Origin of the sequence: Paracraurococcus lichenis, from assembly GCF_030657435.1 — a bacterium.
Classification (GTDB): domain Bacteria; phylum Pseudomonadota; class Alphaproteobacteria; order Acetobacterales; family Acetobacteraceae; genus Paracraurococcus; species Paracraurococcus lichenis.
Window position 1 is genome coordinate 1 of record NZ_JAUTWS010000524.1, and the last position, 382, is coordinate 382.

The 382-nt window shown below is 71.2% G+C and carries 1 protein-coding gene; it reads right to left on the bottom strand.

All coding sequences use genetic code 11. The annotated features are described in order from the left end of the window. The coding region (locus tag Q7A36_RS41080; RefSeq protein WP_456306861.1) for a hypothetical protein at positions 1–382 on the bottom strand (382 nt) is incomplete at both ends.

Sequence of the window (382 nt, forward strand, 5' to 3'; positions counted from 1 at the left end):
ACCCGGCTCCAAGCCGGCCGGCGCGGCTGCCTTGAAGCGCCCGGCGCAGCAGGGGCAGACGCCGCCGTGCAGGACCACCCGCGTCACGTCCGGGGTGATCTCGGGGATCTCGACACGGTCGTAGGTCTGCACTGCCACCTGCTCCACCTCCCCCAGGTCGGCGCGGCAGTGTGGGCAGTGCTCCATCCGGATCGCTTCGCAACGCGTTGGATTGGGGTGCAGCGGCCGATGCGCGCCGGCGTGCACCCTGGACTTGGCGCTGGGCTTGCCGTCGCCATTCGCCTTGCGTCCCTGCGAGGGCGGCGTGCCAGAGTTGTTCGGCGTCTTTGGCGGCGCCTGCAGCTTCTCCCGCAAGGCCGCATTCTCCGCCTCGAGCACGGAC